Source organism: Streptomyces sp. NPDC059582, assembly GCF_042735715.1.
In the GTDB taxonomy this organism is placed as follows: domain Bacteria; phylum Actinomycetota; class Actinomycetes; order Streptomycetales; family Streptomycetaceae; genus Streptomyces.
Map to the genome: position 1 here is coordinate 24,664 of NZ_JBHWCC010000034.1, position 25,316 is coordinate 49,979.

At 69.2% G+C, this 25,316-nt stretch carries 41 protein-coding genes; 24 read left to right on the top strand and 17 right to left on the bottom strand.

The annotated features are described in order from the left end of the window. Positions 1-2: 2 nt before the first annotated feature. From ACFV0T_RS26230 to ACFV0T_RS26265, 8 genes are all read right to left on the bottom strand, one after another. A complete protein-coding gene (locus ACFV0T_RS26230; RefSeq protein ID WP_385783789.1) occupies positions 3-524 on the bottom strand; it encodes a hypothetical protein in 522 nt (173 codons plus the stop codon). Positions 525-571: 47 nt separating this feature from the next. Continuing rightward, positions 572-1,765 carry a hypothetical protein gene (locus ACFV0T_RS26235; protein ID WP_385783792.1) on the bottom strand — a complete coding sequence of 398 codons (1,194 nt, stop codon included), beginning with the start codon at positions 1,763-1,765 and terminating at the stop codon, positions 572-574. Positions 1,766-1,802: 37 nt separating this feature from the next. Beyond that, positions 1,803-2,003 (bottom strand): hypothetical protein, encoded by a 201-nt coding sequence (locus ACFV0T_RS26240; protein ID WP_385783794.1) that lies wholly within the window; start codon positions 2,001-2,003, stop codon positions 1,803-1,805. Between the two features lie 43 nt (positions 2,004-2,046). After that, on the bottom strand, positions 2,047-2,175 hold the full coding sequence (locus tag ACFV0T_RS26245) for a hypothetical protein (protein WP_385783797.1): 129 nt from the start codon (positions 2,173-2,175) through the stop codon (positions 2,047-2,049). A gap of 140 nt (positions 2,176-2,315) precedes the next feature. Then, positions 2,316-2,495: a hypothetical protein gene (locus ACFV0T_RS26250; RefSeq protein WP_385783800.1), complete on the bottom strand. Its 180-nt coding sequence runs from the start codon at positions 2,493-2,495 to the stop codon at positions 2,316-2,318. An 18-nt stretch (positions 2,496-2,513) separates the two neighbouring features. Next, positions 2,514-2,900, bottom strand: a complete 387-nt coding sequence (locus ACFV0T_RS26255; protein ID WP_385783803.1) for a hypothetical protein — start codon at positions 2,898-2,900, stop codon at positions 2,514-2,516. Continuing rightward, on the bottom strand, positions 2,900-3,394 hold the full coding sequence (locus tag ACFV0T_RS26260) for a hypothetical protein (RefSeq protein WP_385783806.1): 495 nt from the start codon (positions 3,392-3,394) through the stop codon (positions 2,900-2,902). Before ACFV0T_RS26260 ends, ACFV0T_RS26255 begins: the two co-directional genes overlap by 1 nt. Beyond that, complete coding sequence (locus ACFV0T_RS26265) at positions 3,391-3,603, bottom strand: hypothetical protein (RefSeq protein WP_385783808.1); 213 nt, start codon at positions 3,601-3,603, stop codon at positions 3,391-3,393. The genes ACFV0T_RS26260 and ACFV0T_RS26265 overlap by 4 nt, the downstream gene beginning before the upstream one ends. Before the next feature lie 175 nt (positions 3,604-3,778). On the opposite strand from ACFV0T_RS26265, the gene ACFV0T_RS26270 reads away from it, so the two are divergent. The 20 genes from ACFV0T_RS26270 (at position 3,779) to ACFV0T_RS26365 (ending at position 16,321) form a co-directional block, all read left to right on the top strand. Next, positions 3,779-4,054 (top strand): hypothetical protein, encoded by a 276-nt coding sequence (locus tag ACFV0T_RS26270; RefSeq protein WP_385783811.1) that lies wholly within the window; start codon positions 3,779-3,781, stop codon positions 4,052-4,054. A 193-nt stretch (positions 4,055-4,247) separates the two neighbouring features. After that, positions 4,248-5,453: a helix-turn-helix domain-containing protein gene (locus tag ACFV0T_RS26275; RefSeq protein ID WP_385783814.1), complete on the top strand. Its 1,206-nt coding sequence runs from the start codon at positions 4,248-4,250 to the stop codon at positions 5,451-5,453. Between the two features lie 202 nt (positions 5,454-5,655). After that, positions 5,656-5,910: a hypothetical protein gene (locus tag ACFV0T_RS26280; RefSeq protein WP_385783816.1), complete on the top strand. Its 255-nt coding sequence runs from the start codon at positions 5,656-5,658 to the stop codon at positions 5,908-5,910. Positions 5,911-6,192: 282 nt separating this feature from the next. After that, positions 6,193-7,614, top strand: a complete 1,422-nt coding sequence (locus tag ACFV0T_RS26285; protein ID WP_385783819.1) for a hypothetical protein — start codon at positions 6,193-6,195, stop codon at positions 7,612-7,614. Between the two features lie 14 nt (positions 7,615-7,628). Further along, the gene (locus tag ACFV0T_RS26290) at positions 7,629-7,928 is read left to right on the top strand and encodes a hypothetical protein (RefSeq protein ID WP_385783821.1); all 300 of its coding nucleotides are present in this window, start codon (positions 7,629-7,631) and stop codon (positions 7,926-7,928) included. A gap of 168 nt (positions 7,929-8,096) precedes the next feature. Next, the gene (locus tag ACFV0T_RS26295; protein WP_385783823.1) at positions 8,097-8,261 is read left to right on the top strand and encodes a hypothetical protein; all 165 of its coding nucleotides are present in this window, start codon (positions 8,097-8,099) and stop codon (positions 8,259-8,261) included. 124 nt (positions 8,262-8,385) lie between these two features. Next, a complete protein-coding gene (locus ACFV0T_RS26300) occupies positions 8,386-9,105 on the top strand; it encodes a hypothetical protein (RefSeq protein WP_385783826.1) in 720 nt (239 codons plus the stop codon). A gap of 168 nt (positions 9,106-9,273) precedes the next feature. Beyond that, entirely contained in the window at positions 9,274-9,564 is a 291-nt protein-coding gene (locus ACFV0T_RS26305) for a hypothetical protein (protein WP_385783829.1), read from the top strand. Next, positions 9,561-10,853 (top strand): exonuclease domain-containing protein, encoded by a 1,293-nt coding sequence (locus ACFV0T_RS26310; RefSeq protein WP_385783832.1) that lies wholly within the window; start codon positions 9,561-9,563, stop codon positions 10,851-10,853. Before ACFV0T_RS26305 ends, ACFV0T_RS26310 begins: the two co-directional genes overlap by 4 nt. A 707-nt stretch (positions 10,854-11,560) precedes the next feature. Continuing rightward, on the top strand, positions 11,561-12,319 hold the full coding sequence (locus ACFV0T_RS26315; protein WP_385783835.1) for a hypothetical protein: 759 nt from the start codon (positions 11,561-11,563) through the stop codon (positions 12,317-12,319). 3 nt (positions 12,320-12,322) lie between these two features. Further along, complete coding sequence (locus ACFV0T_RS26320; RefSeq protein ID WP_385783838.1) at positions 12,323-12,688, top strand: hypothetical protein; 366 nt, start codon at positions 12,323-12,325, stop codon at positions 12,686-12,688. Beyond that, a complete protein-coding gene (locus tag ACFV0T_RS26325) occupies positions 12,685-12,993 on the top strand; it encodes a hypothetical protein (RefSeq protein WP_385783841.1) in 309 nt (102 codons plus the stop codon). Before ACFV0T_RS26320 ends, ACFV0T_RS26325 begins: the two co-directional genes overlap by 4 nt. Beyond that, on the top strand, positions 12,990-13,370 hold the full coding sequence (locus tag ACFV0T_RS26330) for a hypothetical protein (RefSeq protein ID WP_385783843.1): 381 nt from the start codon (positions 12,990-12,992) through the stop codon (positions 13,368-13,370). The genes ACFV0T_RS26325 and ACFV0T_RS26330 overlap by 4 nt, the downstream gene beginning before the upstream one ends. Next, positions 13,367-13,582, top strand: coding sequence for a hypothetical protein (locus tag ACFV0T_RS26335; protein WP_385783846.1), 216 nt, complete (start codon positions 13,367-13,369; stop codon positions 13,580-13,582). Before ACFV0T_RS26330 ends, ACFV0T_RS26335 begins: the two co-directional genes overlap by 4 nt. After that, positions 13,570-14,001 carry a hypothetical protein gene (locus ACFV0T_RS26340; protein ID WP_385783849.1) on the top strand — a complete coding sequence of 144 codons (432 nt, stop codon included), beginning with the start codon at positions 13,570-13,572 and terminating at the stop codon, positions 13,999-14,001. Before ACFV0T_RS26335 ends, ACFV0T_RS26340 begins: the two co-directional genes overlap by 13 nt. Further along, positions 13,998-14,396 carry a hypothetical protein gene (locus tag ACFV0T_RS26345; protein ID WP_385783852.1) on the top strand — a complete coding sequence of 133 codons (399 nt, stop codon included), beginning with the start codon at positions 13,998-14,000 and terminating at the stop codon, positions 14,394-14,396. The genes ACFV0T_RS26340 and ACFV0T_RS26345 overlap by 4 nt, the downstream gene beginning before the upstream one ends. After that, positions 14,393-14,800, top strand: a complete 408-nt coding sequence (locus ACFV0T_RS26350) for a hypothetical protein (protein ID WP_385783855.1) — start codon at positions 14,393-14,395, stop codon at positions 14,798-14,800. The genes ACFV0T_RS26345 and ACFV0T_RS26350 overlap by 4 nt, the downstream gene beginning before the upstream one ends. Before the next feature lie 2 nt (positions 14,801-14,802). After that, on the top strand, positions 14,803-15,639 hold the full coding sequence (locus ACFV0T_RS26355) for a hypothetical protein (protein ID WP_385783858.1): 837 nt from the start codon (positions 14,803-14,805) through the stop codon (positions 15,637-15,639). Then, positions 15,636-15,839 (top strand): hypothetical protein, encoded by a 204-nt coding sequence (locus tag ACFV0T_RS26360; protein WP_385783861.1) that lies wholly within the window; start codon positions 15,636-15,638, stop codon positions 15,837-15,839. Before ACFV0T_RS26355 ends, ACFV0T_RS26360 begins: the two co-directional genes overlap by 4 nt. Beyond that, positions 15,836-16,321, top strand: a complete 486-nt coding sequence (locus ACFV0T_RS26365) for a hypothetical protein (RefSeq protein WP_385783864.1) — start codon at positions 15,836-15,838, stop codon at positions 16,319-16,321. The genes ACFV0T_RS26360 and ACFV0T_RS26365 overlap by 4 nt, the downstream gene beginning before the upstream one ends. A gap of 3 nt (positions 16,322-16,324) precedes the next feature. Here ACFV0T_RS26365 and ACFV0T_RS26370 read toward each other — a convergent pair whose 3' ends face one another. After that, positions 16,325-17,431, bottom strand: a complete 1,107-nt coding sequence (locus ACFV0T_RS26370) for a hypothetical protein (protein ID WP_385783867.1) — start codon at positions 17,429-17,431, stop codon at positions 16,325-16,327. Positions 17,432-17,720: 289 nt separating this feature from the next. Between ACFV0T_RS26370 and ACFV0T_RS26375 the strand changes: the two genes are divergently transcribed. The 4 genes from ACFV0T_RS26375 (at position 17,721) to ACFV0T_RS26390 (ending at position 20,736) form a co-directional block, all read left to right on the top strand. Continuing rightward, positions 17,721-17,960: a hypothetical protein gene (locus ACFV0T_RS26375; RefSeq protein WP_385783869.1), complete on the top strand. Its 240-nt coding sequence runs from the start codon at positions 17,721-17,723 to the stop codon at positions 17,958-17,960. A 241-nt stretch (positions 17,961-18,201) separates the two neighbouring features. Further along, complete coding sequence (locus ACFV0T_RS26380) at positions 18,202-18,972, top strand: hypothetical protein (RefSeq protein ID WP_385783872.1); 771 nt, start codon at positions 18,202-18,204, stop codon at positions 18,970-18,972. Between the two features lie 436 nt (positions 18,973-19,408). Continuing rightward, a complete protein-coding gene (locus ACFV0T_RS26385; protein WP_385783875.1) occupies positions 19,409-20,227 on the top strand; it encodes a hypothetical protein in 819 nt (272 codons plus the stop codon). 8 nt (positions 20,228-20,235) lie between these two features. Beyond that, positions 20,236-20,736 carry a hypothetical protein gene (locus ACFV0T_RS26390; protein WP_385783878.1) on the top strand — a complete coding sequence of 167 codons (501 nt, stop codon included), beginning with the start codon at positions 20,236-20,238 and terminating at the stop codon, positions 20,734-20,736. A 47-nt stretch (positions 20,737-20,783) separates the two neighbouring features. On the opposite strand, the gene ACFV0T_RS26395 is transcribed toward ACFV0T_RS26390, so the two are convergent. The 8 genes from ACFV0T_RS26395 to ACFV0T_RS26430 form a co-directional block, all read right to left on the bottom strand. Further along, positions 20,784-21,125, bottom strand: a complete 342-nt coding sequence (locus ACFV0T_RS26395; protein WP_385783881.1) for a DUF6233 domain-containing protein — start codon at positions 21,123-21,125, stop codon at positions 20,784-20,786. 98 nt (positions 21,126-21,223) lie between these two features. Next, the gene (locus ACFV0T_RS26400; RefSeq protein ID WP_385783884.1) at positions 21,224-21,868 is read right to left on the bottom strand and encodes a nuclease-related domain-containing protein; all 645 of its coding nucleotides are present in this window, start codon (positions 21,866-21,868) and stop codon (positions 21,224-21,226) included. After that, a complete protein-coding gene (locus ACFV0T_RS26405; protein WP_385783887.1) occupies positions 21,865-22,311 on the bottom strand; it encodes a hypothetical protein in 447 nt (148 codons plus the stop codon). Before ACFV0T_RS26405 ends, ACFV0T_RS26400 begins: the two co-directional genes overlap by 4 nt. Then, positions 22,308-23,027: a hypothetical protein gene (locus tag ACFV0T_RS26410; RefSeq protein ID WP_385783890.1), complete on the bottom strand. Its 720-nt coding sequence runs from the start codon at positions 23,025-23,027 to the stop codon at positions 22,308-22,310. The genes ACFV0T_RS26405 and ACFV0T_RS26410 overlap by 4 nt, the downstream gene beginning before the upstream one ends. A 202-nt stretch (positions 23,028-23,229) precedes the next feature. Then, on the bottom strand, positions 23,230-23,496 hold the full coding sequence (locus ACFV0T_RS26415; RefSeq protein WP_385783892.1) for a hypothetical protein: 267 nt from the start codon (positions 23,494-23,496) through the stop codon (positions 23,230-23,232). Positions 23,497-23,541: 45 nt separating this feature from the next. Beyond that, on the bottom strand, positions 23,542-24,063 hold the full coding sequence (locus ACFV0T_RS26420; protein ID WP_385783895.1) for a helix-turn-helix domain-containing protein: 522 nt from the start codon (positions 24,061-24,063) through the stop codon (positions 23,542-23,544). Next, positions 24,060-24,629, bottom strand: coding sequence for a DUF1643 domain-containing protein (locus ACFV0T_RS26425; protein ID WP_385783897.1), 570 nt, complete (start codon positions 24,627-24,629; stop codon positions 24,060-24,062). Before ACFV0T_RS26425 ends, ACFV0T_RS26420 begins: the two co-directional genes overlap by 4 nt. Next, complete coding sequence (locus tag ACFV0T_RS26430; protein WP_385783898.1) at positions 24,626-25,297, bottom strand: hypothetical protein; 672 nt, start codon at positions 25,295-25,297, stop codon at positions 24,626-24,628. Before ACFV0T_RS26430 ends, ACFV0T_RS26425 begins: the two co-directional genes overlap by 4 nt. Positions 25,298-25,316 lie beyond the last annotated feature (19 nt).

Here is a 25,316-nt window from a genome sequence, read left to right on the forward strand (position 1 = left end):
TCTTATTCTCCGTTCTTTCGGGCGGCGTTCGCGGATGTGGTGATCAGGGCTGTGACGTGCTGCAACGTGCGCTCGGTGTGGTCGTTCCAGGCGAAGAACGGCTGGTGGTAGCCGCGCTCTTGGAGGGATTGCTGCATGTAGTCGACGGCCCTCTGCCGGGCGGCCGGGGTGACGTGCCCGGTGCGCTCTAGCAGGGTCTGGGCGCCACGGATGCACATCCGCCCGGTGGGGCTGAAGTCCAGGCTGCGGGCCCACCCGTAACGGTTGAGGACGGCGAGGGTCTGGGTCAGGTGGTCGGACGGGATAAGCGGGGTCGGGTTCTGCCACAGGCCCAGGCCGGCCATCTGGTTGCGGACGCCGACGGGGATGAGGAGGTGCCAGCGGGAGGGCCAGTCGGGGGCGGTGGTCGGTACCGGGAGGGGGGCCGGGGCCGGCCGCCGGGTGGGGACGGCGCGCGTCGGTGCCGCGGACGGTGTGGGGGCCGTCCGCGTGTCCGTGCCGGTACGCATGGCATCGGTGCCCATGAGGGGTGCCGGTTCCTTCCTTGTCGGGGCGGGTCGGGGGCTGGCGGTCACGCGTTGTTACCGGTGACCTTGGTGTGGATGTCCTTGTAGAGGGCGCGGATGTCGTCGGTCTTGAGCCCGTATCCGGCTTCGCGCCAGGCCTTCTCGAAGGCGTTCTGGGAGGGGGCCTGGCCGGTGCCGCGGAGGTCGAAGTAGAGGTCGAAGGCGATCCTGCGGCGGTCGGGGTCGCCCGCGTCGGGCCTCTTGCTCGCCTGCGCCTCGCCGGGGGTCGCCTCGGTCGCGCCTTCACTGGGCCCTGTGGTGCGCCCTGCTGCGCCCTCGCTGGTCAGAGCGCTTATGTCGTCGGGCGTGGAGCTGAGTGCGCCCTGGGGGCTGCTGGTGGGGCGCAGGGACCGCAGGGTGTAGGTCTCGGTGCGGTTCGGGAGGTCCTTGAAGGCGCCCATGCGGTCGATGCGGGTGGTGAGACCCATCTCGGTGCCGAGCTGGTCGAGGGTGTCGCCCAGGCCGTGGAAGGAGGCGTCGCCGGCCCGCATGAGGGCCTTCTCGTAGCGGCGCTTGCCCATGTACCAGGGCTTACCGAGCGTGGCGAGGGCGACGACCTTGTCCTGGGCGTTGCGGCGGCTGATGGCCTGCGCGTCGGCGCCGCGGGAGCCGATGCCGAACCGGCTTTCAAGGCGCTTGAGGCGGTCGCGCCACAGGCGGGCGATGAGACCGTCCGACTTGATCTCGATCTTCCCGAGCTTGGCTTCGAGACCGAGGAGCTTGTGCAGGCCGTACGCGAGCATCACCGGGCCGACGATCCGTACGAGGGCGGTGCCGATGTCCTCGTGCTCCTGGCGGACGACCTCAATGGCGCCGACGGCTTGCGCGAAGACGAGCAGGTAGGCGGTGCGGGTGGCGCCCTTGTCGTTGAACGCCCACGCGTACAGAGACAGGCCCAGGACGATCGCCTCGAGGACCAGGCCGACCGTGACGTGGAGCGGGGATTCCATGTGGAGCCGCTTCTGGGCGAAGCGGGCCGACGTGTTGGTGGAGAGGGCGAGGCCGGCGACGACGACCAGGCCCATGCCGAGGAGGCCGGTCATGGTGCGGCGCTTGGCCTTGTCGCGCGGCGGCCGGTTGGTGCGGGTGCGGGCCTTCGCGGCGAGGCGGTACCCGATGCCGAGGATGGGCAGGGCGAGCAGGACGGCCCATGCCTGGACGGGCACCTGCGCGACCGCGGTCTGTACCTGGGTGAGCATGGGCTGGTCCTTCCTGTGTGGTGGTGCGGGATGGGGGTCAGGCCGGGGTCTTGGCGGGTTCGACGGGTGATGCGCTGACCGTGGTGGGGGTCCAGCGGGCGGCTGTGGCCTGGAGGGCCTGGTGCCAGTCGCCGGTGAAGGCGGCGGTGCCGGGCGGGATGTCGGATCCGATGATCTGGAAGGTCCGCATGCGGGCCTCGTCGTCGGTGATGGTCGTCAGGTCGGTGGTGGTGGCCATGTCGGGCTCCTTCCAGTCGTGCGGTCGGGTGGGTGAGGGGCGGTCAGGTTCGGCCGGTGGCGAGGCAGGCGGCGCAGGTTCCGCCGGGCCAGTTGTCGAACCAGCCGGAGCAGACGTTGCACTGGCCCATGTTGCGGAGCAGGTGCCAGGCGGTGCGGAGTCGGTTCTTCACGGGGTGGTTCTCCTTCCGGTGGGCGGTGCTGTGGGTGGTGGTTGCTGGTCGTGCGCGACACAGTCCCGGGGTGTCGGGCCGGTCTCGTGCAGGGCCAGAGGGGTGGGGTCCGGTTGGGGGGCCGGACCCCGGGCGGGTGGCTAGTGGGCGAGGTGCTGCTGGATGCGCTGGAGGTCGGGGGTGGACAGGGCGTCGGCGATGCGGTGGGCGACGTTGGGCTGGCCGGCGGCGTGGGCTTCGACGATCTGCCGGGCCTGGACGACGGTGCGGACGTGGTCGACGATCTGCTGCACGGTCTGACCGGCGTCGGTGTTGGCCACGAGCGGTGTCCTTCCGTCTCAGATGCCGTCGATGGCGGCGGCGGCTTCGGATGCGTGCTGGTGCAGGTCGGGGTCGGCGAGGTGGTGCACGAGGTTCTCGCCGTGGTGTTGGGCGGTCTTCTGCTGGTCGTCGGGGAGGGTGCGGAGGGCGGGGTTGGTGTCGGGGCTGGTGAGGTGGGCGACGGTCTGCCCGATCGCGGTGAGGATGTCGGCGCCGGCGGATCCGGCGAGGTAGGCGACGAGGGTCTGGGTGGTGTCGGGGGTGTGCTGGTCGAGGGCGATGAGGCGCAGGCCGTCGCGGATGAGGTCGATGCCGGGGTGGCAGCCGGCAAGGTCGTCCAGGAGGTTGCCGAGTTCGGTGCCGTCGACCGGGGGGACGGCGTTCGCCGCGGTGTGCCGGGCCATCACAGTTCGCCGTCCCACTCGCCGGTGACCATCTGCTCGAAGGCGGCCTGGGCGGCTTCCGGGCAGTCGGAGTTGACGATGTCGTCGAGGTAGGACTGCGGGTCGACGTCGTCGAACGCGTCGACGATGTCGGCGTACAGCAGGGGGTGCTTGAGGGCGACGGCGGCCGCCGACCACTCGGGCTGCTCGCTGCTGGGCTGCTCGCTGCCGAGGTAGGCGTTCATCGAGTCGATCGCGTCGGACAGGGACTCCGCGAGCTTCGACGTGATGTCGATGCTGTGGCAGAGGCCGGTTTCGTCGCCGGTGAGGCCGATCGGCGCCAGGTTGAGGCGGATGGTGGGCTGGCTGTCCACGTCCTGGGTGCCGTTCAGTAGGTGCAGGGCCTCGGTGAGGTGCAGGATGGCCCGGTTGCGGGCGTCGATGAGGGGCCGGCAGAGGGGGCAGTCGGAGACGAGGCGTCCGCCGGTGGGCCCGTGGGAGTGGCCGCCCATCATGCCGCCACCGCCTTCGCGACAACCTTGAAGGTGTCGGTGGCGAGGTCCATGACGACGGTGGCCGGGGTGCCGGCTGCGGTCAGGTCGGCGGCGTACTGCTCAGCCGGCCAGCTGCCGCGCGGGGCGCCCGCGGGGAACGTCTTGAGAGTGGTGGCGACCGTGTCGCCCGGGTGCGGTGCCCTCGTAAGGGTTGTTGTGCGATCCTTCATGACGGGATCAGCCTCCTGATAGCGCAGGTAGGGCGGTTCCAAGTCCATTGCGGTGCTTCCAACACCGCTCCGGACACGCGACCCCGGTCCGGCGAAAGCTGGGTCGGGGTCGTGCTGTATGTCCAGTAGACCACTGATATAGACTTGGGTCAACATCATGGTGCAAGATGAGGGTGTGCCGAAGAAATCCGACGAAGGGAGGCCGCCAGAGATGGTGACGCTCGCCGAGATCGCGAGACGCGTGGATCTCAGCAAGCAACGGGTCCAGCAGCTCGCGCACAAAGACCCGGACTTCCCGATCCCGAAGGAGCAGTGGCAGAAGGTCGGCCGCTACTACTTCCTCCCTTGGGAGCCGGTGAAGCAGTACTTCGAGGCCCGGAACCCAGAACACGGTGTCCACTTCGCCAAGCGGGAAGAGCGCCGCAAGGCTGAAGGGGACGACGCGTCGTGATGCCACGGCCGGGGCTCCTGGAGTCGGTGATCTGTTCTGACTCCATGCCAACACCGGTCACAGGCCTCGGGGTTGCTCTGCGTGTTGGCAACTCTGGCCAAAGCAATCTGCCAACAGGTCAGGTTCCGACATCACGGCGCATAAGCGGCATCACGCACTCCCGTACCGATCGGAGAGGAGGAACACTCACCGCATGACGACCTTCCCGGAGCTGCTTCGCGCGCTACGTATGGACGCCGGCATGTCGCTGGCGAAGCTGGCGCAGCAGGTGCACTACGACCGCACGTCTCTGCACCACTTCGAGTCCGGCCGCCGACCAGCGCCGCTCGAGGTCGCTGAGCTCGCCGACGACGCGCTGAGCGCCGACGGCCGGCTGGTCGCGGTGTGGAACCGGGAGGACCAGGAGCGTCGGGAGGCTGCGGCAACGCACCGGGTGAGGGCCGCGGCCCTGGCCATGTCGCGGGATCTGACCGCGCTGGCCGACCTGGACATCGCAGAGTTGCAGGACGGTGTCGCCGTGACGGCAGTCGACTACCTGGCTTCTCCCCCGGGTCCGATGATGGACCGGGCGCACGTGCTGCGCGGGGAAGCGTTCGAGCGGATCCGGTCCGGGCATCACCGGCCGGCTGACCGTTCGGACCTGTACGTGGCTGCCGGACGTTTGTCCGGGGTGCTGTCGTACGCGCTGCTCGACATGGGCGACTCGGAAGAGGCGCTTGAGCACGCCACCGCGGCGGGCCGGTGCGCTGAGTTCGCCGGGGACGCGGAGCTGTCCGCGTGGGTGGCCGGGACGAAGTCCCTGATCGCCCGTTTCCAGGGCGACTACGGGCGTGCACTGGAGTACGTACGGGACGGCTACCAGTGGGTGGGGTCCGGGCACGGCACCGGTGAGGCACGCCTGCGGTGCGGCGAAGCCCAATGTCTGGCGAACCTCGGTGACAGCAGGACCGCGAACCTGGCCCTGGACGGCGCCGAAACGGCCCGGGAACGCATCCGCCGGCCGGACACCCTGGAGGGCCTGTTCGGGTTCTCGAGGGCGAAGCAGTCGTACTACGCCGGATCGTCGCTGATCTGGCTGCAAGGCGGCCACGACGCAGAGCGTGCGGCTCGGGAAGCACTGGATGCGATTGCCCTGTGGCAGTCCGGCCCGGTGGAGGAGCGGTCGCTGGACGATGAACGGCTGGCGTTCATCTACCTGGCCACGGCCCGGGTCCAACTCGATGACGTGGAGGGCGCGGCCGAAGCCCTGGCACCGGTGCTGTCGTTGCCAGTGGAGGAACAGATTTCGTGGATCGTGAAGCGGATGGACCGTGTGGCCGGGATGCTCTCCGCTCCCCGGTATGACGGGAACCGGACCGCGGCCGCGACCGTGGAAGCGATCAACTCCCTCGCGGCGTGACAGGAGAGGATGAGCTCGTGAGATCACCGCCCTGAGCAGCAGAAACGGCCGACTGGTGGCTAGACCGTCGACCGTTTCCGCGCCGGCGTACTGCGAATACGGACCGGCTGAACAGATCGACCCCTTGTAGGAAGGACCTGTACGTGTCGACTCTATCGACATTCTCGCGCTGGACCGAAGTATCCGTCGGCGGTGTAAGCCGATGACAGACAGCCTGCCACCATTCGTCACCTTCACCACCGGCCCAGCACTCCTCATCGAGCTGGGCCTGGTCGACGACATCACCCCGGACGGCCTCAGATACCACGCCCGGAGAAACCCGGACTGGTGGCGGTTCGGCGACCGCCCGGATCAGACGCCCTACGTCATGGTCGGGCCCGTCCGAACGATGGAGACCGGCATCTTCATCGCCATGTTCAAAGACGGCCCCCGCCGCGGCGGCCGCGGCCGCAAGTAGCAACACCGGTCACCCGGGCCTTGAGATCGCAGCCTCATCGCCCCGGAAACGCAGAACGGCCGGCAGGTCGCAGCACCCACCGGCCGTCAAGCACACCCAGCGGATTGGCGTCCGCTGGCGATCGAAGTCCCCATAAGCAGTTAGGCGAGGCTTCATGCCAAGAGTAGCGGCACTTCGCACCGTGCCAAGTAGTCACCCCCAAGAGACCACCCACTCGATGCTCCACGTGACGGAGGCATCGCGGTGAGGAAGCGCAGGTCACGTCCTGCCCGCTTTGCGGCAGTGGACAACGAGGCGATCGACACGCTCCCTTCCATCCTGGCCGTTGGGCTGCTCACCCGGCTGATCCGGGCCAAGGATGGCGACGACGTCACGGTGGAGTCCCTGAGCCAGGACTACGAAGAGGGCGAAAAGGCCCTGTCCAAAGCCATGCGGATGCTGGTCGATCACGCCAACGTGGTGAAGTTCAAGATCCAGCGGGCAGCGTCAGAGACGGTCCTCGAAGACGGCCAGGAGGTCGTCAAGCGCGGCGGATCTTGGTACACGACGTTCAGCGTGGATTCGATTCCGTTCGCGGCTGAGGACGTGGCGGAGATGCTCAAAGAGATCTACGACGAAGGCAACGTGAAGTCCCACCGCGTGGAGCCCACCCGGTTGGACCCGCGCGGAAGGGCATCCGTTCCCGCTCCGCGACCGACCCTGCCTTTTGGGGGTGTCGGTCCGACCTGCGGAGATGATGCAAAAGCGCAGGTGCGACCGACACCCCCCTCACCGGGGGTCGGTCAGGGGGGTGCTCATATAAGGAAGAAGACTTCTTACGCGTGCGAGAGAGATGAGGAGACGGGGGATGTGCCTTCGGCACGTAGTGCCGGTGGCGTGCGTAGCACTTCTACCCCAGGTAGTAGCGCAGCTGAGGATGAAAGCGGCTTCGCCGCGGCGGGCAAGGAGAGCTCGTCATCGGATGAGGCAGCAGGCAAGGCGGACGTCCCTGGGCAGCGAGACCCCGGCACACCGGAGCTGTCCCGAGAGCAGCTGGCCGCGGTCCGAGCCGTGGAGGCTGTCCTGCCGTCTGTGCTGCTGGACAAGCTGCCCTACCAGCAGTTCCCCAAGCGCAATCGGCCGGCCGTCCTCGAAGCGCTCGAGTCGCGGACTGTGGAACAGATCCGTGCGCGCGTGGAACGCCGCTGGCTCGCATACGAGTACGAACCCGCCCTGCACGACGGCACCCTGACAGCCCCTGTGGGCGCTGCTTTGGAGCTGATCTGCCCGCCGCGGTACTGCCCGGACCTGTCGTGCGAGGACGGCACGATGATTGACACCGGTGCGGAATGCCGGGCCTGCCTCGAGCGTCGCTCTGCACGACGGGAAGCGCGCGCCGCGGGCCGACCCGTACAAGACGGCAGCAACAAGACGAACACCAGCGGGCGGATGCCGGAGTGCGTCATCTGCCAGTTGCCGTTCCCTGGCGCCGTCCCCGAAAGCGGGGAATGCCTGACGTGCCGAAAGGAATCCGAGGCGGCCGCCGCAGCCTTCCGTGCCGCGTTCGAAGGCGTTGACACCGTCTGGCAGGCCCAGGAACCGGCATACGACGACCACCAGGACCCCACGGTCGATCCGGAGACGGAACGTCTGCGCGCCATGTACGCCCGGAAGTACGGAACCCCGGACCAGGTCCAGGCGTACTGCACTGAAGCCCCCTTCTGAAGCGGAGGTTGACCGTGAACCCGAACCAGATCCCCGAACTGGGCCGTGCTCTGCGAGTCATCGGCGAGCACGGGGAGGCCCTCACCCGGGACGCGCCGGCCGACAAGCTGAACGAGATGCGTGAGGATCTCCAGAAGGTGCTGAAGCTGCTGGATGAGGTGGCTGGGCCGAAGCCGTTGACGCGCTGCAAGCGGCATCCGTTCGGAGCCGTTGACGAGGACGCGCCGGACCTGTGCCTGCTGTGCCAGACCCGGCGCCGGCGGGCTGAGGAGCAGCGGAAGCGCGATGCGGGCTGGGAACGGCCCTCCCGATAGGACCGCTAACCATTGCACTGCAATGGCCTATGGGCTACGGTGGTTTCACCGCACGGGGATCAGCCCTCGAAGACCTTCCCCGTGCGGTTCCACCCGAGCACCCCAACGAGGAACCCGTGCGCGCAGTCTGGACCGACCAGACGCGCCCCACCACCAAACGGGGACCCCATGGCCGACATCGCCCACCACAACGACCGAATCCCGACCGACCCCCACACCCTGATCGTCCTAGCCTGCGCCACCCTCACCGCGCTCCTGCCGGCCGACCGAGCACAAGCCCTCGCCGCTCTCCTGGCCGTTGCCCTCCCCCTCATCCCCACGGAACGGAGGTGATCCACGCACCGCCCCGAAGCCCGGCCGCGCCCCCACGGTGGCCGGGCTTTCGTCTGCACCCACTGTCAGTGCCAGACGGCACGATAGAACTCAGCACCGCCCAACACCGGCTTGGAGGCCAGTAGTGGACGCACCCGATCTTTCCTCCCTGAACGATGACGAGTACACCGAAATCATCACCGGGAACATCAACCCCAAGATGCGGGACGCCGCCATCTGGGAACTCCTGACCAGTCCGGACCACCTCGAGCGAACCCGCGAGCTGCTCGGGCGCGTCAACCAGCGCACCGCAAGCACCCTCCGCCGGCGCAAGGCCGACCGGGAAGCCTTCCACCAGGAATGCCACCGGCGCGGCCCGGAAGGAAAGCGGGAATGGTTCGAGACCCGCCCCGACTACGAGGAATGGCGGCGCAGGGCCGCGTACTTCCACCAGACCGTGCTGGCTGCGATATCCGAGCTGACGAAGCTCGCCAAGGACCGCAACAGGGAAGACAACCGGCAGAACCGCAACGACTCCCGCGAGACCCTGCGCAAGCTCGCCGTCGCCGTACACCGCCACCAAGCCCAGCATGCGAAGGCCGGCGAGATCGCCGGGCAGGAAGACTACGAGCTGTGGCAGCTCCTGGACCGGCTCACCGTGCCGTGCGGACCCGACCAGGAACCGACAACGCTGCGGACGATGCTGGACTTCTACTGGAATGACGTCGACGTCGTAGACGCGAGCGAAGAGGCCCGGAAGACGGCGGAACGGGCGATGCGACGGGCCCCGGGCGGCCGGTCCGCACAGTTCTCCGGCATGCCGCGAGCCCGCCACGTGGGCAACGAGAAGGACCTCACGGGATAGCCCGATCAGGCAGTGGCCAGCCTGCCAGAATCTGCATGCCGACAACCACGGGAGACCGTCTTGGACCTGAGTCGAACCCCCTCTCAACTGGCCACGGACGCCGCAGAGTCAGTCCGGGCCCTGAACCACCGGACGCTGAAGGCAGACGCGTTCCCGTACCCCGCCGACGTGTCCGACGTAGCGTCCGCGGTCGCGACGATCGTGCAGCGTCTGCCCCAGACCCTTCAGCAGCTCGAGGCCGGCCTCCAAGCCCTCAGCGACGACCAGCGGATCCGCCTGGCAGACCGGCACCCCAGCGAAGTGTCCGCCCAGGACATCTTCGACGCAGTTCACACGGCCGCGTACGGGCTGCGGAACGCCCGCGAGGCACTGGGCAGGGTTGAGGACCACCTGCGGTCGGCCACCGGCGTACTCGGCACCCTCGGGGCGCCCTGGGAAGAAGCGGACGAAGCGCCATGACCGACTCCGCCACCACGACCAGCCCGCCGGTGTACGAGCGGCGGGACCTGCCGGAGGACCTGAAGCACCTGCGGACCATCACGGAGCTGAAGCAGCAGCGCCTGAAGCCGGCTGACGGCCAGGAGCCGGTCGCGTTCGTACGGGTGTACCGAAGCGGCCACGGCTGGGGCGAGTTCCCGCTGTACGACCCGGCCGACGCCGCGGCAATGCGTCCACTGTCCGCGAAGCAGCAGGCCGCGAAGACCGCGCGGCGGACGTGCCCGGAGTGCCGGACGGTCTGCGAGTACATCGTGTACCAGCGGTGCGAGAGCTGCCGTAGGAGGGCGCAGCAGGAGGCGCAGGCCCGGCAGACCCGTACCTGCCACCGGTGCCGCCGTGAGTCCGGTGCGCCGCTCTCGAAGGACGTGCACGAGTGGCCGGCCTGCGCCCCATGCCGTATCCAGTACGCGGTCCGTCACCAGGTCGAGGAGGAGCGGCGCGCCGTATGGGCTCGGACATGCCCCGGCCACCCCCGCGAGGGCGGCACGACCTACGACTGTGCGGTGCAGACCGCGACGGACGAGGAGATCACCGCAGGGCGGGCGGCCGTAACCTGGCAGGGCCCGCTGCGCTGCCCGCCGTGCGCAGAAGCGTTCGACCGGTGGCGTGCCAATCTTGCGCAGGCCGCACAGGAGCAGGAGCGGCGCGCAGAGGAGGCGCGACGGCGGCAGGTCGCCGACCTGGAGGCGTGGGCCCGGGACGTCCTCGCCGACCCCGACACGGTCTTCCTGGACACGGAGACCACGGGCCTCGAGGACGATGCGCGCATCGTCGACCTGGCCGTCACCGACCGGACAGGGCAGCCCCTCCTGGACACGCTCATTAACCCCGGCCAGCCGATCCCTCCGGACGCGACCGACATCCACGGCATCACCGACGACCACGTCCGCGAGGCCCCCACGTTCGACGCGATCCTCCCCCAGCTCGCCACCGTCCTGGGCGGACGCCGATGCGTGATCTACAACCGGTCCTTCGACGTCAGCCGGCTACGCCACGAACTGACCGTCCGCTACCGGCAGCACGGCCACCCCGACCCCGAAGTGTCCGCGGCGGTCTGGCTGGACAACGTCCGCTTCGAGGACGCGATGATCCCCTACTCGGACTGGGTCGGAGACTGGTCCGACTACTGGGGCAACTACACGTGGCAGCCCCTCTACGGCGGCAACCACCGCGCCCTGTCGGACTGCCAGGCGGTCACCGAACGGCTACGCGAGATGGCAGCCGGACATCTGGCGGACGCGGACGTCTGAGCGCAGGAACGGAGAAGCCCCAGGCTGTATGGCCTGGGGCTTCGTCACGCTCGCAGCCCGGCACCGGGCGTACGTCAGGCAGTCTGCTGGTGACCGGGCCAGTCCGGGTCGTCCTCAGCGGACGGCAGAACCGTGTGCCCTTCATGCCAGGGCGTCACCCAACCGCAAGCGCCGCACGCATAGCGTCCGTTCACGCCGGCGACCTCACTGCTGCACCGCGGGCACATCGTGGAGGTGATCTCGCGCGTGGCAAGGAACGTCGCAGCAGCCAGGGCCTGCTCCTCGGTCAGGACGGGCGGTGGGAGCGGTTTGGGTTTCCTCACGTAGTGGACTGTACCCGCGGGCCCGGAGTGTGAGCAGAGGCCGGGGCGGGCGCGACACCGGAAATCTTGCCGCACAGATTGCACCACCATGATCCGTCGGATGCCTGGTGCGCGGATCCTCCGCAGTTGGGGCATTGCATGGGTGCCTCCCGGGGGTTGTCCGGCCACATCCAGCGTGCACCCGCCCAGGGTTGGGCGGTAGAGGGCTGGGCGTGCCGGGTGGTGGGGTGGTGGAACCCCTCCAGTCTACGCCATTGCAGTGCAATGGGATACGGGATAGAGTGGCCACCTCGCCCCCACCCACGCCGCAACCCGCCCAGGGAACCCCCCACCCAATCCACGCCACCCTGGACCCCACACGCCTCTCGCCCCAGGAGCAGCCCCATGACACTTGGCGAACTCATCGCAGCCCTGGAAACCGCCAACCCCCAACAGATCGTCAAACACGGCTTCCACAACCCGCACTCCTACCGCGGCGACTACTACGACCTGGCCTTCGAACCCACCACCAACATCACCGTCGCCGACATGCTCGAAGCCGCCCGCAGCGCTGTGGGAGCGACCTACCAGGGCTGGAAGGGCGGCGACTTCAACATGACAGCCGGCGACTGGTGCTGGCTGTCCGAGCAAGGCTCCGCGTCCGGGGAGACCATCAGCCCGCTCCTGCTGGAGTTCATTCTGACCCCGCCCACCGCCGCGCCGTCTGCGCCCACCGACCGGACCGCGCTGCTCCACGCCGCCGCGTTGGCCGTCCAGAGCGGGGACGTCTGGTTCCACACCGCAGCCGCTGAAGCCGCGCTGAAGAACGGTGGGACCTTCGCGTTGATCGCCTACGCGCAGCTGGCAATTGCCGAACACCTGCGCCGTATGGCCGATGAGCCGTCCGGTCCGGGTGGTGTGGCCAGCGAGACACAGCAGGACAAGACACAGGCCGAGGGGTGGCACGTCACCCCGGAGACGCTCGACCTGTTCGTCCGTGCCCTCGTCAACGAGGTCGACTACGACATCCACAAGAACTACTTGTGCGGCGAGGAAGACGGCGAGGACCACTACCCCGAGCTGGTCGCCGAGGCCGCCGCGATGCTCGACACGATCACCGCCGAGCAGCCCAGCGCCGTATCCCAGCTCGCCGAAGAGGCCTGACCGATGGCCACCGCCCAGACCGCTCTCGATATCCCAGGCCAAGCACCCGCACCCGAAAAGTGGGGCGTCGTCGTCGATGAGGCAAAGCTCTACAGCATCGGCGGCAGCCCCAGCGAATGGTGGACCGTCAGCGCCGCGCACTTCAAGCGCAGCGGACGACTGCGACACCTGTCCACGTTGATCATCGGCGGATATGTCGAGCTTGGCCCCTTCGACCAGGAGGACGCCGACTTCGCCCGGGACCACCTGGTGGCGAACGGGGTACGGCCGGAACTGGCGACGGTCCGCCAGTGGACAGAGAAGCCGCACCTGTTGGGCTGCCGTAAGGCCAAGCCCTGCCGCAGTTGCACCGCCGGGAGCGCCTCGTGATCTGGCTTGCCGCACTGCTCGGCCTGGCCGCAGGGTTCGCCCTCGGCCGGACCCGCCTCGACTCCCTCGTCAGTTGGGCCGAGGCGTGGACCGCGCCCGGCCCGCGCGGCTGGCGGTTCTGGCCCGCCTTCCCCGTCATCCTCGCCGCACTGGCATGGCTGTGGATCAGGCACCCGCGCCGCACCCTGGCGAACGTCCGCTCGTGGCAGGCCGGGGAACGCCTGCATCCGGCGCCGGTCCGGGACCCGGACTGGGCCGCCAAACGCCGCGCCGCCACCGAAGACCAGAACTCGGAGACCCGATGACCGACCTGAACTTCTTCCAGCTGGCCGAAGATCCGGCCCCCGACAACGAGGACTACGACGACGCCGGATGCCAGTGCCCGCCCGGCGACGACCAGTTCCTCCTCGAGATCGAGGAAGGCCAGGCCGTCCTCGTGCACGCCGCCTGCGGCAAGCGGCCATCGGCGAACTGGGGCGACTGGCAGGACCTGGTCGTCATGGACCCGATCCCCGTCACCGTGAAGTGGCAGACCGACTGTGACGGCAACCGCTGGCACGGCATCACCCCGTGCGACTGCGACTACTGGGTGCAGGTCACCGCCTCCAGCGTCCCGGAGGACGTACGGACGACCGCACTGGACCTCGCCCGCAAGCACTCCGAGGAACGGAACGCCCGATGACCTTCCGCTACACCGACGCCGCCGGCCACCGCCTCGAGACCGAACCGGACACCGACCTGGACGGCACTCCGACCGTCACCCTGTGGGCCAGCAGCGGGTTCGCCAAAGTCCCCGTCCGCATCCCACTGGACCGCGTTGAGGAACTCATCGCCGGGATCCGCGACACGGCCCGCGAGCGCACCGCGGAGAGGACGACCACGTGCGCGCCCTGACCGTCCGGTTCCCCTGGAGCGCCGCCATCGCCCACGGGGACAAGCGGATCGAGAACCGGCCCAAAGCCATCCCCTCCGCCCACCTCGGCACCCGCATCCTCATCCACGCCGGCGCCGCGGAAGACGCCAACGCCCTCCCCGCCGACCTGATCCGCGACTGGCCCCGCCACCACCGGGCCATCGTCGCCGTCGCCACCCTCGCCTCCTGCCACCCGGCCGCCAAACCCCGCTGCTGCGCCCCGTGGGGATTCCCCCGCCCCGACAACGGCAGCCTCTGGCACTGGGTCCTCAAGGACGTCCGCACCATCCCCCACCCGATCCTCGGAGTCCGCGGCCAACTCGGACTGTGGACCGCCGACACCGACACCCTGGCCGCCGTCCACCGCCAGGTCCACATCCCCCAGGGAGCCGCCACATGACCACCACGAGCGCCCCGGCCGGTTCGGGTCCCTGCGACGGCTTCCCAGACCACTGCCCGTACCTGCTCAACGTCGATCCGAACCCGCCCCACCACGATGGCGGCGTCCGCTGTGGCTGCAACGCCCGCCAGGACCTCGAGGACATGGCCTTCGAACTGGCCACCGGAGCCGGCCTGGTCGACCCCCAAGTCTTCAAGGCCACCCTTGACCGGTACGCCGCACAGACCCTCAAGACCTTCGCCGACTACGTCGACACGCTGCCTCCCGGCGGTGAAGCGCTCCGAGGCGAGTACTGGTACCTGGAGGGACGCCGGGAGACCGCTGGCATGGCCCGAGAGAAGGCCGAACATTACGACTACGAAGCCGAGCAGCGGACGAAGGAGACCCGACGGTGACGAACCACGATGGCGTGATCAGCCCGCAGGACTTGCAAGACGTCTGCATCACCGCGGCCACGGTGCCGTCCTCCGTCTTCGCCATCCCGAATGCCCGTCAAAAGCCGCTGGTCACCATTCGCCCCGACGGCCGCCTGGAGTTCGGCGAGCACTACCAGCCCGACGAAGCCGCACAGGCCTTCTGGGAGGCCGTACAGCGCTTCGCCCCCACCCAGATGGAGCAGCAGTTCGGCAAGCCCCTCGCGGCTCGTGTGGACGCCGAGCTGGCTGCCGGACGGCGCGCGCAGAAGCAGGTCGAGCGCCTGGACCAGATGGCTACCGCGTGGAAGGAGCGGCTGCCCGAGACCATCAGCCGGGACACCGTGGTCGACGCTGTCCACCAGGTCACCCGGGAAGGAGCCTGACCGTGCCCCTTCGCTCTGTACCGGATCCCGCGGAGGAGCAGCGGCCGAATCGGTCGTTTCCCGAACTTGTGGCCGCGATCTACGAGGACCCGCGCGTCGGCCACGAGACCCGTGAACTCCTCCTGGCAGTCGCGTACGCCGTTGACCTGGCGAAGCGGGAGGACGGCGTCAGCCCCCTGCGGGTGGCGCGGCGGAAGCTGGGAGTCGAGCGTGGCCGCAAGGCCCGCTACGACCGCCTGATGGCCGCGGATGCACCCCGCTACGAGCCGCCCGAGTCAGCAAGGAACCTTCAGTTCGACCGGCCCTTCTGTGAGGCGCCGCGTCTGCGCCCCTACCGGCCCCGCCAAGCCGTCCCGTACGTACCCGCCCCTCCGGATCCTGACGCGCCCGTTCCCATCCGCCCGTACACGTTGCCGCCAGAACTGGCAGCGTTGAAGGAGGAGGCGATGGCGAACTACAAGCCGCCCAGGGACTGGCGGACCGAAGACGGCGTATGCGGCGCGGCCTCCCACCACCGCGTTCTGGAGAAAGACCCCCGTACCGGATGGGTCACCGCGCACTGGTTCTGCAAGCGACACAAGGACCACGCCGACCGCGTCACCGAGCAGGTTCGCGCCCAGAACGAGCAGGCGCCCGAGCCGATCCCGAACTCGGGTGGGCTGCTGCCGTGCTACTTCAACGCTGACTGGGAGCGCGTCTACAAGCACTATCGGCCCCGCTGGGAGCCCCCGTCGTACGGCTTGTGCGCGGACGACTGGCCGGCCGCCGACGACGCTGTCCGTCCCACCAAGCACTCCCGGATGCGCATCATCGTCGGGTCCGGCCTGGGGGATGAGTGACGTTGGACCTGGACGCCGTGCTGGCCCGCCTCGCCGGGCCCACGGCGCCGCCCCTGCCGGGCCAGCAGGCCATCTGCGTGGCCACCGTCTGGGACCACCCGTACCAGGGTCCGGGAGACTGCAAGGTGGACCTGTTCGGGACGCTGTGCGGCGCGCACCGCGACGAACACAAGCACGATGGGGAAGGAGGCCAGCGGTGACGTCAGATGCCGCTCAGGACTCGCGTGTGGCCGCGCTCGCCGACCAGCTGTCCCGCGAGTACGACTACCGAGGTATCGCCGAACTTGAGCAGGAAGACCCCGAACGCGCGCAAGAGCACCGGGACGCCGCGCAGGCCCTGCTGTCGTGGATCGTGGAGTGCCCGCGGGAGGAACGCCAGGCGGCGTTCTGGCGCGGCTACGACAAGGGCCGGGAGCGGCAGAAAGCCCGCACGGCCGAGGACATCCAGCGCCTCGAGGCCGATGTTGCCGAGCTGCGCCAGGACCGCGACCCCGAAGCCCTCCGGGCCCGGATCGCTGACCTTCAGTACTTGAACCGCGGCTGGGAACGCCGCATGCGCGGGACGACGGCCGGCCAGTCGGAGACTGCGGACCTCCTGCGCCGCCTCGAGGCCGCACAGCGGGAGCTGGCCGAACTGAAGGGTGTGCAGCCGTCCAACGCGACCGGGCTGCGCCCCTCCTGACGTCTACGCCCTGACGCCGGCCCGCGTAGCGCTGGCCGTGGCGGGCGCGCTGTCGTCGACCCGATAGTCCGCAGACAGCGCGAACTGGCAGCCCAGCTGCGCCGGCGACCCAGCCCCGAACTTCTCCCGCAACACCGCAATGTGATCCGTCAGCTTCCGCGTACTGATGCCCAGCCGGGCCGCGGTCGTGTGCTGCTGGATTCCGGCGACCATGTCCCGCAGGATCGCCCTCTCAAACGGCGTCGTCCGCAGCCGGCCACCCGCACCAGACACGACATCCACGTTCGGATGCCCGCCCCGTACCGGCGACGCCTCCCACCCGTCGCCCTCCGCTTCCGCGGTCCGCGGTTCGCCCGTCCACGGCTGGGCGAGCTGCCAGGCATTCATGAACGCGCCCACAATGAACCCGATCGCAGCCGGGTCGGTGATGTGCCAGGCCGCGTGCGGCGGAGAGTTCGGCACCGTGTAGTCGGACACGAACGCATGCTTGCGGTCGACGATGATGGCCCGCTCATAGGGGGCGACCAGGGTGCGGTACTGGGCGCCGTACCCGGTCATCATGCGAATGTGGTCGGCCATCGCGGGGGATGTGCGGACACTGTCCCGGTACAGGGTGATCAGGCTGACGCCCCGCTCGAGGGCCTGCCGGTCACGGTCCACCGACCGTGCCAGCTGCTCCTTCGTACGCGGGCCGCCGGGCTGCGCGGCAAGGATCTCGCTGCGGGCCGACGTCAGCAGGTCATCGAGGCGGGCGTTCACGGCGGCTGCGTCGTCGATGTACTGGCTGCTGCCGCCTATCCCGGGCTGGGACTGGGCCTGCTGGAAGGTGACGGCCAACTGGTCGGACATCTGGTGCAGGCTACGCATCTGCTGCACCCGGTCTGCCGCCTCTTCGAGGAGGGCTTCCAGGTTTCTTTGCGCGATCGTCTTCGGATTGAGGGCGATCGGTCGGTTTCCGCTTCCGTGGTGGATCGTCACGAACCCCAGCGCGACGAGCCGGTCGACGGAATCCGCATACCCCTCGGGTATTGACTCACCGGCCGCAATCAGGGCAAACGCCTGCACATCAGCGTCCGACAAAACGTTACTGTCACCTCTCAGTGAATCCATGGCCAAAGCTCCCGATCCCCCGTCAAAACAGGCCTCCACACTGCGTGTCGCCGCAATGCGTGTGTACGCAACACGAAAAGGTTGATGGTCGAAGAAACTCTAAGGCAGATTGAGCCCGGGGCGTCCCCCGGCGCCCGTAGCACGCATCCTCCCCCACACCACAGCGTCTACTGCCAGGAAAACGCAGACGGATTAGGGGACTCGCAGCAGGATGCAAGCCACGGGAAACCGGGACGACGCCCCGTTATCGTTTCCACACCGCACCACCACAACCGAAGAAGGGACCCCCGTGCTCCAGCGCCTGCGACGCTTCGCCGCCGTCCTCGCCCTCACCGCGGCTGCCGTCACCACCACCGCCCTCGCCCACGACGCCGCGGACGGCGGCCCCCAGGACGACACCACCTGGGGCGCCCTCGACGTCACCGATGACACCACCTGGGGCACCCCGCCCGCCGGCCAGCCCACGCTGCCCACCGCATCCGGCACCGTCACCATCATCATCACCCCGCTGGACACCACCTGGGGCTGAACAGCCCCCACTGACGGCCCGGCAGGCGTACCCCCAGTACCCTGCCGGGCCTCCCCATGACCGCGCGGAATGGCTGCGCCAGCAACTCCCGGTCCGGGCGGCCGCGTAGGCGCCGTTGTCAGTGCCGCGTGGCAGTCTGGGAACAGCGCATCGTCCGCCCTTCTGACGGTGGAGGGCGGGCCCGCGCGCCCCGGTTCGAGCGGTGGGAACAACCGGCAGAAACATGCCCAGACTGAAGGGCATGCCCGCATCCATTCCGCACATTTCGCGCCGTCTGGCTCTTTACCTGGCCGTCCTGGTCACCGCCGCGTTCGCGCTCCTCACCGCGGCCGCCACCCCTGCGCACTCTGCCCGCGCTGCCGCGGCACCCGTGTACCAGGCGACCGGCTGGAAGGCCGGCACTGCGTTCGGCGTCTACAGCCTGTCCCCCGACCCGTACACGATCGTGTACGCCGACGACACGGCCCGCACCAAACTGTGGAAGTACTACCCGCAGCCCGCCAGCCAGATCACCGCCAGTGTCGGCGTCACCGTCACCGCGACCACCGGCATCGACTCCACCCCGCTCAGCCAGTGCCCGCCGTACCACCGGATCATCGTCCACTACGAGTACCGGCCCGCCGGCAGCCCCGGCATCAGCTGGACCAACGCCTGCCACAACGCGGCCGACGGCAGCGCATGGGGCGGGCACATCCGCCTCGACTCCGAATACTGGACGAACCCGGCCTGGTTCACCACCGATCCGATCCTCAACGAAGGCTTCCGCAAGGACGCGGCGGCGCACGAGCTGGGGCACATCCTGGGCCTGGACCACCCGAACCAGGATCTCGACAAGGACGGCGTGATCGAGCACCGGGAGTGCGTCACCAGCACCGCCGGACGCAAACCCATCATGTGCTCGGGGAACCGCGGCCCCATGGCCACCACAGACGCCGGCCGGTACACCACCGAGTACGACCTGCCCGGCCTGCGCCAGCTCCTCGCCAACTACACGCTCCGCCAGCAGCCCTGACCGCGCGGCGCGGGCAGCGCTGTCGGTGCCCCGTGCCATCCTGAACCTGGCGCCCTGCTCCAACCCCCGTGGAGCAGGGCACTTCCGTGTTTTCCTGCCGTCTGTCGGTGGCGCGTGCCATAGTGGCGGTCAGTCGGGCAACCGGCGATGCTCCCCGCCGATGCGGGGATGGCCCTGACTCCAGGGGCTTTGGATACTGCTCCCCGCCGCTGCGGGGATGGACCGCATAACCAGAACAGAGTTTGTTCTCCCCGCCGTTGCGGGGGTGTTCCGGTTCACTGCTTCGAGTTGTCCCCGCGTGTGCGGGGTTGCCCTGGCCTTCGGGCCGGGGCTTTCTCGTTTCCCTCCCGCCATCCCCAGAAAGGGTTGACGCATGCGCCAACCTCCGTCATAGTTAACGCATGCGGAAACATCCGCAGTGAGGGAGGGGGACCCGATGGACACCACCACCGCAGCAGCCGAAGCCCAGGTCACCATCGCCACCATCCGCGCCTGGTGCCGGGGTGGCGTCATCGCCGCCACCAAGCAGGCCGGCCGCTGGACCATCGACGCCGCCTCCCTCGCCCACCGCATCGCCATCGGCCAGAGGAAGGCCCGCGTGACCCAGCCGAGCACCTACCGCCTCGAAGAGGGCACCGCCGTCCAGTACCGCGAAGAGCGCCCCACCTGGACCATCGTCCGCACCGACGGAACCCCCGCCGGATTCGCCCCCGGCAAAGACTCCCGGATCTGGGACGCGACCTTCTTCAACCGCCAGTCCGCCGAGTTCTACGCCAACTTCTACGAGAACACCCCGGCCGGCTACAGCATCGAGAAGACCATCCCGCGCGCCGGCCGCATGGACCGCACCACGTACTGGGTCGTCAAGGGCTCCACCCCCGGAGACCCCAACAGCCTCAGCCAGCGCATCCCCGCCGACACCGACAACGCCCTGGACTCGCTCATCCGGTGGGCCAACCAGCACGCCGAAGACGCCCCCGCGCGGATCGCCAAGAAGGCCGAGCAGGACGCGATCGAGGCCGCCGAAGCCGCCGTCCGCGAAGCCCGCGAAACCCAGCTCGCCGAAGCCCGCGCCCAGAAGGGCGAACTCGCCACCCCCCGGCAGGTCGCCTACATCCTCACCCTCCTGGAGCGCCGCCAGCACTCCGGCGACGGCGGCGGCTTCTTCTACGGCCCCACCAGCCAGGCCGGCATCGAGGAACTCTCCAAGCGCGAAGCCTCCACCTACATCGACTCCCTCACCGGCAACTACTAGGAGCCCCCATGAACCGGATCACCATCTACGGCGACGACCTGGACGGAAACGGCGAATACCCCCGCCTCGGTTGGTTCGACCTCGACTCCGCCCAGCACATCCTCGAAGAGGACACCCGCTGGAACGGCCAGAACATGATCGGCGTCATCTCCGGCATGCAGATCAACCGGGCGGACCTGTACCGCACCAGCGGCGGACGCTGGGTGGAACACCAGGACCACCGACCCGAGTTCAACGGGCCGAACATGTGGCGCTTCCTCACCGACGAACAGGCCCGCGAGTGGATGCTGAAGAGTGGTGGCACCGAGGCGGAGAAGGCGCTGGAGCGGTGGTTTCCCGAGACTCCCGAGGAGCAGGGGCCGAACCTGGGCGGCCGGCCCGTCGTGGGGCCCAAGCTGGAGACCCGCGTCGACGAAGCCGTCCTGGCCAAAGTGGATGCCGCGGCCAAGGCCGCTGGCACGTCGCGCGCGGCCTGGCTGCGGGACGTCATCGAGGCCGCGGTCGCCTGAGCGCTCCTCCTGGAAGCCCCGCCATCGTGCGGGGCTTCGTCATGCCCCTACTCCAGCAGCCCCAGCGCGGTGTCCGGCCGGCAGTGCGAACACGCCTCCACCCCACCCGCAATCGCCCGGCGCGCCGTATCCGCATCGACGCCCTTCGACCGCTTCCCCGCCATGTGACAGTCCCCCGTGTGCACGCCCAGCGGCATGGCGTCCCGGTTCAGCCCGTACTCGATCAGCCAGTCCGGGCGCCGCTCCTCCCTCGCGGCCGCCGCCCGCTCCTGCTGCTCCGCCTGGACCCGAACCTGCCGGATCTTCTCGTCGATCCTCGCCACCCACAGGGCGTGCCAGGTACGGAGCGTCTCGAGCCGCTCAAGGTCAGGGGGCAGATCATCGAACATACATGCGAGTCTACGGTCATGAAAAAACGCCCGCCACCTGCACAGATGGCAGATGGCGGGCGCTTGACACCCCCAAGGCGTATGGATCACCGTACGCCTTATCCTCGATGCGGCGGAAGTACGCGTGCCACCCGCGCAGCCAGGTCCGCCGCACGCTGCGGATCCCGCTCCTTCGGGGCCCGGGCCAGCGTCGGCACCAGGAACTCCGGCCCCAGTACGTGCACCGGACCCTCCCAGCCCTCCACCGCGGCCTCCAGCCGGCCGCCCACGATTTGCGAGCCGTGGACGACCAGCAGCGGCCACACCACCACCCCCGGCACGCCCAAAGCGTCCCTCAGACGGTTCGCGTACCGGGCCACCGCCTCCACCTGCCCATGCCGGTCCTGGCCCCCACAGTGCACCCGCCCGCCCTTCAGGTGGGTGGGCCACTGGAAGTGCCAGCGCTTCGAATCCAGAACGACGACCGCGGTCCCGCACGGGGATGCCAGTACGTGGTCGTAGTCGTTGGCGAAGCCGGTCAGCCTTCGGCCGTGGAGGACGGTCCAGCCGGCCGGTAATCGGGTCAGGAGGGCGGCAGTCCACTGCTCGGCAACCGCCCCGTGCGCAGCCCGGACGGCGAGGGCGTCCGCGGCGCGGGCCTGCTTGTTCAGGCCGACCCAGGCCAGGACACGCCGCCGGATACCGCGTCGGGCCCGCGCCCGCTCCCGCGCAGCCCACTCCATCGGAGACCGGCCCGCGCTCACCGGCGCCTCCCCTCACCGGAACGTCCCAGGCAGCGAACGAAGGCGCGCGCCCCGTTGTGGAAGTACACGGTCACGCCGACACGATCGCTGTCCCGGGTCGACCACCGCTCAATCCGAGCGACCCTTGCCGAGCGGGCCCGGCCGATGACGGCAGCCAGCCACTCTTCCCCACCGTCCTGCACATCGGTGTCCGTCCACGGTGCGGGATCACCATCCACGTCGGCGGTCGGGCTGTCGTGCTTCTCGCCGTCCGCCAGCTGGCAGGTGACCTGCCAGCGAACCTCCGCGCCACCGATCCGCACGGCCAGGCCGAAGGGATGCCGCGTATCCCCGGCCTCCTCAAGCGTCTGCACGCCGTCCACGTTCGGCGTGTTCTTCACGCAGTCCAGAAGGAAGTCCGTGAACGCCTGAACGCGCGGTATCGAAGCGGTCGCCCCACTCACGATGCCGCTCCCGTCTGCCTACCAAGGACCTTCCGGGCGGCCGACAGGGCCGTGCAGTATGCGCACGGTCCGCCCCCGTCCCAGACGCCGCGCTGGTCGTGGCAGTGCTTGGGGGCGTCAGGGGCGTTCAGGATCGCGCGCAGGGCGTTCTCCGCCGCCTGGGCGCGCGTACGGAGCGCCTCCGGGTCGTCGGCTTCCGGTCGGTAGCCAGGCGCCAGCATCCGCTCGTACCGCGGCCGCCACTCCTGACACCGAGGACACGTCACCTCCGTGCCCTCCGGGAGAGCCCCCTGCATCATCGACTCCCCGCAGATGCCCGGCCCGGTCGCCCACTCGTCGAACATCGGCAGCCACTGGTACACGGTCAGATGCACGCCGTCCGGGTCGTCGGAGATGACCGTGGCGCGTACGGGGCGCAGGTAGCGGCGCGTCTTGTCCAGCTCGGTCGCTTCGGTCGCTCGGGATCCAGCAGCCGCCCACTCCTTCAGAGACCGCGGCCAAGCGCTCGGGTCGGCCATGAACTCGTGCGCCCAGTCCTGGGTGTAGTCGCAGTCCGGATCGGGGCAGTGCCAGCCTTCACGGGACGGAACCAAGCGCGGCGCCAGAGCGTGCCGGGCCGCGCCGCAGGTGAACGGGTGCATCCTCCCTCCGATCTGGAACTGCTCGAGGGCGGCCACCTGTTCGGGTGTCCATGGGGCGCGGATCTGGTTGCTCATGCTGCTCCTTCGGCGGGGTTCCAGGTGTCGGGGCCGGGGATGGTCTGTACGCGGCGGCCGCGGTGCCGGGTGGGCCAGATACGGCCCACCGGCTTCCTCGAGCGCGCGCATTCGGGGCTGCCGTGCCGGGACAGGCGGCCGCGGGCAGACATTGCAACCCGGCCACCGCACGCCGGGCAGTCGATACGAATACGGGCGGCCATCACACGGCCTTACGGTGCCGGGCCACGCCCGGGCGGGCACGGCGCTGCCGGACGTAGCGGATGACCTGCTCCGCCAGGTCGGCTATCCAGCCGGCCACGGCAACCAGGAGGAGCGCTATCCACCACGGCATGTCCGTGCGGCCGGTGATCCCCCACCAGGTGAGGCCGAATGCGATGCCGCAAAGGATGTACAGGGTGGAGGAGATGAGGGCGGGCAAGTAGGTGCGGATTCTGCTGACGAGGATGGTGAGGCGGGTGCGGAGCATGGGCCCTCCACGGGCGTGATCGGTCTTACCCGACGGTGACGGTGTCTAAGATGTCCGGGTTCGGGTGTTCAAAAGTCCTTGCTCCCGAGCCACCCGAACCGCTGCCTGAAAGCGCTCCCGCCCCCGCGGAAGATGGGTCACATCCAGCAGTCGATAAATCTCCGCCAGCCTGGACGTCACCGTGGCCATCGGAATCCTCAACCGATCGGCAGCCAACGTCGGAGAACCCTCCGCCGCCACAGCCTTCAGCACACGCGCCTGCGCAGGCGTCAGACGGGGCTTCACAGCAGGCATCTGCCATTCCCCCGACAGCAACGACCCGATGTTCACGTGCAACGCCACACAGGCCGCCACAAAGCTACGCAGGGTCGTCTGACCGTCCTCAAGACGCCTCACCGTCCCAATGGACAGGCCGGCACGTAGCCCGAGCTCGTTCTGAGACCAGCTGCGGGCGTGCCGTTCGGCACGGATCCGGTCGCCAATGTCGGCCAGCACGTCGTCCCAGTCCGGGGACGAACCGGGCCCGCCACCCGAAGGCAACGGGCCCACCTGAACCGGGGCGCTCATGCAGCCGCCCCGTACAGCTCCAACGCGGCGTCCCCGGGCAGGTACAGCGGATGCCGCGGCTGCCCAGCCGACGTCGTCCCCAGGCAGTACAGCGGCATCCCGCGCGCCGCCACCGCCGCGACAACCTCCCGGCCGCGATCCCCGGCCACCGGAGCGGCACCCCACGCAGCCACCACCCGACTACCCAGATCGACGGCCTGCCGGATGAACACGTCGTTGTGCTTCCCCACCGGATCCGCATGCCGGGTCAGGGCCCGCGGGTCGGTGGAACGCAGCGCGAACAGGTTCACGACCACAATGCCGCCCGCTCCCTCCCGACGGGCGAACCCAGACGGGCCGGCCAGGCGCCGTATCGTCGCGTCGTCGTCGAACGCGTCCGCGGTAGACGGGTTCAGCATCAGGAACACGATCGGCTTCACCGTCGGGTCCCAGATCCGGGTCAGCAGGTACCGGTACTCGCGGGACGGGCCATCGAACACGGCGGCCGCGAGCCCGCCGGCCAAGTCCTTCTGCTCCACGTGCACGTCCATCTCGGGGACGGTCGGCAGCATCGTCAGGACGCTCACTCGCCACCACCCTTGAATCCACCCCGGGCAACAGCACGACGGACGGCACGAGCCTGGTGCTCCCAGTACGAGCGCTCGGCGTCGTCGAGGTTCTCCCAGTCGACACCACTGGCCGTGAAGCGCTGACGCAGCCAGGCGGGCAGCGTGTCACCTTCGGCCGGCTGCTCCTCATCGGCTAGAGCGGCAAGTTCGTTGGCGCGGTGCTGGATGGTGTCCCACGGAGCGCCAGTGCCCAGACCGAGGGCTTTGGACAGGATCAGCCGCATCGGCTCCTGCTCGGCCGCCTCATGGGCCTCCACGGCCTCCTTGGACGACCTGGCCAGGATCTGGCCGTCCTGAACCCACTTCTCCATCAGGTCCAGGTCGCCCTTCGCGACCGTCCGCTCCAGCCAGTCCGTGTGCTCCTCCGCGTCCGGCCCCTCTTCGAACGGCCCCTGGTACCAGTCGGTGATCTCGGCGGCCTTCGCCGGGTTCAGTTCGTTGAGGGCGTGCAGAGCGCGGGCGAACCCCGCGGACATGGTTCCGGCGACGGCCTGCCAGCCCATGGCGGCAGGCTGCTTGGGCCGCGGGGACACCAGGGTGCGCATGTGCAACTCGCCCAGGTCGGCGAGCAACTCATCCGGCGTCTGAACGGTCTCGGTCTCATCGGTCTCGGGTGTGGCGGTCATGCGGTGATACCTCCGGGGT